The organism is Acidimicrobiia bacterium, assembly GCA_040902765.1.
GTDB lineage: Bacteria > Actinomycetota > Acidimicrobiia > Spongiisociales > UBA11373 > DATKBG01.
The window spans coordinates 62,295-68,969 of record JBBDWO010000030.1 but is presented as its reverse complement, the minus strand read 5'-3'; the positions used below and the strand labels follow the sequence as shown (position 1 = coordinate 68,969).

Here is a 6,675-nt window from a genome sequence, read left to right as displayed (position 1 = left end):
CTTGTGGCAAGCCGAAACCTGATGAAGCCAGCGACCTATTCGCGCACCCCCTTAGGCGACCTCAGCACTCGTTACGCAGCTCGGCCCCGGGATCGCCGATGCCGGCGAGGACGTTGTTCATCCGCGCCCGGGCCATCGGAAGGTCGAGGATCCCGAGATTGCGGTAGTTGATCTCCTTCGAGGAGTTGGTGAAGTCGATCGACAGGTTGGCGATGTTCGCACGGTCCACTCTGCCTACCGCCTCGACGAAGGCGGGCAGTAGCCGCAAAGGGATGTTGGTGATGGTGTGTCGGGACACTGCCCGGGTGATGCCCTCGAAGCGACGAACGACGGCCGTGGCATCGATCTGACCGGCGAGTTCCCTGATGAAGCACCGTTGACGGCGGGTGCGGTAAAGGTCACTGGTACCGGTGCGATTCCGCACGTAGGCGAGAGCGGTCCGCCCGTCCAGGAACACCACGCCCGGCTCCAGCTGGAGCTCGATCCACGGATCACCGGGCTTGCCGGGGGAGAACTCGAGGTCCACCGTCTCCCGGTTGGTCACCCAGACACCGCCCAGGGCATCGACGAAGTCGACGAAGCCCGGCATGGTGACCATGGCGTAGTAATCGATGCGGATCCCGAGCGACAGCTCGAAGCTGTCGGCGAGCGCGGCAAGGCCGGGATCGACCTCGCCCCGGTACGCCGGCGAATCGGCACGGATGGCCAGCGTGTACAGCTCATTGATACGGGAGAGCCATATCGTCCGGTCCATCTCCTCCGGCAAGTCGTCGTGGGTGGCGTAGGAGTTTCCCTGCTCCTGGGCGCGAACCGCCTGATTCCACCACCCGGTCTGGTAACTGACGATGGTGGGGTGATTCTGGAGGGCCGGCGGCACGATGAACCCGACGAGCTCCCGTGAGATGCTGACCAGGGACGCCCGATTGGTGGCCATGTCGATAGTGGCGATGATCATCACGTCGGTGCGGTTATCGGAACGTCCCGGTCCGAAGTCCCCACCCGCCAGCAGCACGGTGATGCGTTCATCGTCGAGCGGACCGAGGACTCCCCCCAGGTCCTGTTCGGGCTGTTCCATACGCGTCCGGCCGTCCGGAGCACCCAGGACCACACCCCACTTCCAGGTGTGTGGGACCTCCACCGGTATCTCGGGGTCGTCGACCTCGATCGCCGGCGGATGGTGCGCTCGCTTGCCGGGTGCGTCATCGGCGGCGAACACGCCAAGCACCTCGAGCCACGAGGCAGCCTTGGACCCGACGAAGATGTGCGGCGCCACCAGCAGGAAACACAGGAACACCGAGACGATCGCGGTGACCGCCCCGGCGCGACCCTGGTCCAGGCCGCCGGCGACCACGAATGCGTCCGCCGCCGATATCAGGCGCAGGATGAAGACGGCGATGTTGCCGATGACGAGCGTCCACACCCACTGCGGCTGGACGAAGATCTCGAGGAGCGAGAACATGCCCTTGGTGGCGAGGTAGGCACCGATGACGAGCAGGGCACCGGTGACGACGAAGAACGGGACGGCGCGCCGCCGACGGCCCACGAACCACTGCCCCCAACCCGGGACGAGTAGCGACAGACCCGCAGCGACGAGCGGCCGCCAACGCGACGGTTCTGGATGCTCGCGTGCGGCCGTTTCGTCGTCGGCCACGGTAGATCCTGTGTGCATCGTCACCGCGACGATACCGGCGCCATGCCCATATACCCGCGGGAGCCGATCTCGCCGCAGGAGGTCTCAGCGACCGCCGAAGGCGACGACGAGACCCTGATCGAACGAGAGCAGGCTGGTGACCTCGCGTCGCAGACACACCGCGAGGTGGATCAGGTCACGCGCCGACAACCCGGGATGGGCGGAGTGGAGTGCGCGAGCGAGGGCGACGTCGTCGGCGTCGAGCGACCACACGTCGGCCAGCTCGGTAGCTAACCGCAAGGCGGCGTCCAGGGTGTCCACCCGCTGCACCGGTAGGTAGGCGTGGAGGAGTTCCTGGAGCACCTCCGCCGACGTTGCCATCCGCTGACCGTCAGCGTGCTCCAGCAGAAGCGCCCGGGCCCGCCTCCGCAGCGGATGCGAGCCCCCGACGGCGTACATCCACACGTTGGTGTCGACGAAGATCACGGTGCAAAAGACGATCCGCCGCGAGAGCGCGCCATCACGGCGAGGTGCTCGGCCCAGTCCGGTTCCGTTTCGTGCTCCCGGGCGTCACAGTCCTCGAAGAAGGCGGCGAGCGCATCGGTCGAGGTCAGCGCAGGCGAGCGCCGTGCAGCCAGCCGCTCGTTTCCGGCATCCCGGAGCCACTCGGACAGCGACTTTCCTTCCCGCTCCGCCTCGGCACGCATCCGCGCCCGCTCCTCTGGTTCGACGAGTACTTGGATCCGAATCGATCGCATACACAGAACAATACCGCATGTGTAGGGGAGATGGGTAGGTACTCAGTACTCCGTACTTGTACTCGCTACTACTCGCTACTCGCTACTCGCTACTTGGTCTACAGCCCCGCCGCAGCCCGGATTCGGTCGTGGAACCATCCGACGGCACCCTCGTGCTTGGGGCTGAGCGGACCGGCCTCGTAGACGCCGGCGTCGAGGTTGCGCTGCACCGCCTCGCAGATCGCCTGGTCCTGATCGAGGGTCACGCCGCTGATCTTCACCGTCTCGTCGTTGCCGGGGTCGTCGGGGTCGGCGAAGAAGTACTGATTGACGACCCGGGTGCGCTCGGGGCCGTCGGGGAGGATCCGCTCGACATTCATCCCGTCGGCGTAGACGTTGAGCGCCAGATTCGGATACCGGAACAGCCAGCGCCCGGCGTTGGCCGCACCAGCGCGGGTCGGTGCGGTGTGCAGGCAGTAACCGTCTTCCTCGAATATCTCGACCCGGTACTTGCGCACGTCGATCTCGCGGTTCAGCTCCGGGTGGAGCAGCGGGATGTGATAGCCCTCGAGGTAGTTGTCGGCGTAGGTCTTCCAGTTGCAGTGCAGCACCCGCTCCTGCGCGTGGGTGAACTCGAACGACTCGAGGGGGAACTCGTCGCACTGGGTGGAGAACGACCCGAGCGAGTCGACCAGGTCCGGGGCGTCGGGGTCGAGGTTGACCCACACCAGGTTGCGCCATCGCTCCACCCGGATTGGCGGCAGCCGGTATTCACCGGGCGGCGGATCGCCGCCGAAGTCGCGGGCGGTCTTGAGCCAGCCGTCCCAGTCGTAGGCCCACCCGTGGTAGCGGCAGACGAGGTTCGGCGCCGCCCCGTGGCCCGGCCAGACGATGGGTCCGCCACGATGGGCGCATACGTTGTGAAAGCCGCGGAGCTCCCCATCGGGTCCCACGACGACCGCCAGCGGCCACCCGGCAATGGTGTCGGCGACATACCGGCTCGGCGCGTCGAGCCTGGCACCCGGGGCGAACACCAGCCACTCACAGCCCCACACGCCAATCCGCTCGGCGTCGAACACATCCCGAGAGCGATACCAGGAGGCAGCCAGGGTCAGGTCGGCCATGGCGGCAGGCTACCGGGAACGAGCGGCCCAGCTACCGGCCACCGGCTACCGGCTACCGGCTACCGGAGAAGCCTCGGCCCTCGCGTCGCGCATCACCCGGGCGGTGCGGTGGGCGAATCGACCGCCATCCGAAGCGGTCCCCGCGTCTGTCGGCATCTGGCCTTCGATGATCGGAACTCGAGACCCAACCTGGCAACGACCCGGGTTCAAGCGAATCCGATCTGGCAATGAACCGGTCGCGATCTACTCGCTGACGGCCTCGTCGATCAGCCGGTTCGCCTGGGCGATCAGGCTGCGGGCGATGGCCACCTGACGCTGGAACTCGGCCAGGTCGGCATCGCGCAGCGCCAGATCGGCGCGCTCAAATGCCTGCTCGGCCCGGGACATCAGCTCGGCGACCGCCTCGAGGATCTCCTCCGGGAGCTCCGGATCGTCCGGATCTACGGTAGAACCACCGAACACGGCCATCAGTGCCTCGGCGAGGGACTCGCGCATCACGATCGTGTCGCCGAATACGACAATGGCGAACTTGAACTCCGGGAGGGCAGTGATGTCGTTGCCGGTGCCCGTGCCGCGAGCGGCGAGATACACCGGCTGGAAGTAAACGACCGATTCCTCGATCGGCACCACGAGCATGTTGCCCTGGATCACCTGCGAACCCTGCTGGCCGAGCAGCGTGAACTCCCGCGAGATCTCCGGGTTCTGATTGATGCGCGCCCCCACCTGGCCCGGACCGTCGACGAACGAGTCGCGGGGCAGCTCGAAGCTGATCATGTCGCCATAGTCCGCCAACGACGACTTGGCCACCAGGAACGACACCATGTTGGGCCGCGTAGCCGCGGTGAACGGCTGGAGGATCAGATAGGAGAGATCATCGTCGCCAGGCAGCTGCATGAGCAGGTAGTACGGGGCCATCGGCCGATTACCGGCTTCGAACTGGCCGCGGGTGGCCTCGGGTGGCGTCGTCGCCGGATTGCGGGCGATCTCCCACGGGTCACCGTTGTTGATGAAAACCCGGGAGTCGGTCATGTGATACCGGGTTAACAGGTCGGACTGAACCCGGAACAAGTCCTCCGGATACCGCAGGTGCTCAGTGAGTCCATCGGGCATCTCCGACAGGGGCTGGAAGAGGTCGGGGAACAGGCTGCGCCACGCACCGAGGATCGGATCCTCGTCGTCCATCGTGTAAAAGGTCAGCGTGCCGTCGTAGGCGTCGATGGTCGCCTTGACCGAGTTGCGGATGTAGTTGAAGTCGGAGGGCAGTCCGGATCGGACATTGAGTCGACTTGTTGCCGCTTCCCTGGCGGCTGAGGAACCGGGGTCGCCAGCGAGCGTCGAGTACGGGTACCGGTCGGTCGTGGTGTACATGTCCTGGACCCACAGGAGGCGCCCGTCGAGCACCACCAGGTATGGGTCCGCGTCCGGGCTGAGGAACGGCGCCGCCTTGGTGACGATGCCCCGGACCGTGCGCTCCATCAGCAACTTGCTATCGCTGCGCAGCTGGCCCGAGATCAACACGTTGATGTCGGCGTAGCGCAGAGCGAAGGCGGCGCGACGGAAAATGCCGCCGACCTCGATGCCCCCGGTCCCGTCATAGGTGTTGAAGGCGACGGTCTCGGCACCCTCGCCGATCTCCACCGGGAAGTCGACTTCGCGCTCGTTGGTCCCGACGATTACGAAAGGAACCGACGGCTGCGAGTCCCCGAAGTAGATCCTCGGCTGGTCGATCCGAAGGGCTTCGGGAACGTCAGGTCCCGGGGTGATGTCCTTGACCATGAAGTCCGGCTGGCCCTCGTCGGTCACCTCGTTGGTCGGACTCACCACCGCCCCGTAGCCGTGCGTGAACACGAGATGCTGGTTGACCCATCCGGTCTGCGGCAGCCGCTCGTCGTCCAACTCCCGCGACGCCAGCATCACCTGTCGCAGCTCCCCGTCGACCAGATAGCGATCCACGTCGACATCGGTGAACTGATAGAAGGGGCGAAGCTCCTGGAGCTGGCGATAGGTGACCAGGAGCACCTGCGGATCCCAGAGCCGGACATTGGACACGGTGCCCGCGTTCTCCGCGAGGTCATCGGCGTCGAGTTGATCCGACGCCGAATACCTCACCGACGCGATCTCCTCTAGGTCGTAGGCGGCGCGGGTGAACTCGATGTTGCGCCCTACGAACGGCAACTCCTTGTTGATCTCGTCGGGCTCTACCGAGAACCGCTGGATGGCGGCGGGCCACAGGCCACCGAGAGCGATAGAGGTCACCAACCACAGCCCGACGGCGGCCGCGGGCAGCGTCCAACCCCGGATCCTCATGTTGACCAGCAGCAGCACTGCGGCGAGCAGGGAGATGCCGATCAGCAGGTTGAGCGCGGGCAGTTGGGCATTGACGTCGGTGTAGGTGGCGCCGAACACCGAGCCGCGGTCGCTGTAGAGCAGGTCGAAGCGACCCAGCCAATACCCGACCGCCTTGAGAATCGCCACGATGGCCAGGAGAACCGAGAGATGGACCTTCACCCCCGGTGCCACCTGCTGTGTTCGGGCCTGGAACTGGATGCCGCCGTTGAGATAGTGGAGGACCGCCACCACGATGGTCGTCACCAGGACGAACTGGAAGCCCCATCCGAACAGGTCCCGAAGAAAGGGGACCTGAAACACGTAGAACCCGATGTCGTTGCCGAACAGCGGGTCGGTCCTGCCGAAGGACTGCCGGTTGCTGTACATGAGCCAGTGCTCCCACCAGCCAGCGGCGCCGAGGCCGAGGAGGATCCCGAGAATGCCCGACACCATGAGCCGGAACCGTCGCACCCTCGCCGACACCCACTCCTGAAAGCGTTCGATGATCTCCTCGTCCGGGCTCCCCGCCATCAGCAGCCGGCGAGGTCCGAGGCGGTCGGCGAGGACGAGGTTCAGATACAGCAGAGTGAACGCGACGACCGATGCCACGATGACGAGCACCACCCGGTTGAACAACAGCGTGGTCCACACCGGCCCGTAACCCATCGAGTCGAACCACAGGTAGTCGGTCCACAACGTGGCGATCCCCCGCAGGGAGAGCAGCACCGCGAAGGCGATACCGAGGATGGTCAGGGTGAACCGCCGGCGGGGTGACGGTCTCCCGAACGGGGAAGGCATCGGGTCGCGTTCGATCATGAGAGATGCACTTTAGGGGAGCCTGGGATGAGGCTGGCAT

General features: G+C 65.7%; 5 protein-coding genes. All 5 read right to left on the bottom strand.

Going from position 1 to position 6,675, the window contains the following annotated elements:
* Window positions 1-61: 61 nt before the first annotated feature.
* Window positions 62-1,669 carry an LCP family protein gene (locus tag WEA29_09500; protein MEX2323989.1) on the bottom strand — a complete coding sequence of 536 codons (1,608 nt, stop codon included), beginning with the start codon at window positions 1,667-1,669 and terminating at the stop codon, window positions 62-64.
* A 66-nt stretch (window positions 1,670-1,735) separates the two neighbouring features.
* On the bottom strand, window positions 1,736-2,116 hold the full coding sequence (locus tag WEA29_09495; protein MEX2323988.1) for a type II toxin-antitoxin system VapC family toxin: 381 nt from the start codon (window positions 2,114-2,116) through the stop codon (window positions 1,736-1,738).
* Window positions 2,113-2,388, bottom strand: coding sequence for an antitoxin (locus tag WEA29_09490; protein MEX2323987.1), 276 nt, complete (start codon window positions 2,386-2,388; stop codon window positions 2,113-2,115). The genes WEA29_09495 and WEA29_09490 overlap by 4 nt, the downstream gene beginning before the upstream one ends.
* Window positions 2,389-2,486: 98 nt before the next feature.
* Window positions 2,487-3,491, bottom strand: coding sequence for an SRPBCC family protein (locus tag WEA29_09485; protein MEX2323986.1), 1,005 nt, complete (start codon window positions 3,489-3,491; stop codon window positions 2,487-2,489).
* 243 nt (window positions 3,492-3,734) lie between these two features.
* Window positions 3,735-6,635 (bottom strand): UPF0182 family protein, encoded by a 2,901-nt coding sequence (locus WEA29_09480; protein MEX2323985.1) that lies wholly within the window; start codon window positions 6,633-6,635, stop codon window positions 3,735-3,737.
* Window positions 6,636-6,675 lie beyond the last annotated feature (40 nt).

Coding starts and splice junctions, on each gene's coding strand:
- WEA29_09500 (MEX2323989.1), bottom strand. CDS start 1,669: ATGCACACAGGATCTACCGTGGCCGACGACGAAACGGCCGCACGCGAG.
- WEA29_09490 (MEX2323987.1), bottom strand. CDS start 2,388: ATGCGATCGATTCGGATCCAAGTACTCGTCGAACCAGAGGAGCGGGCG.
- WEA29_09485 (MEX2323986.1), bottom strand. CDS start 3,491: ATGGCCGACCTGACCCTGGCTGCCTCCTGGTATCGCTCTCGGGATGTG.
- WEA29_09480 (MEX2323985.1), bottom strand. CDS start 6,635: ATGATCGAACGCGACCCGATGCCTTCCCCGTTCGGGAGACCGTCACCC.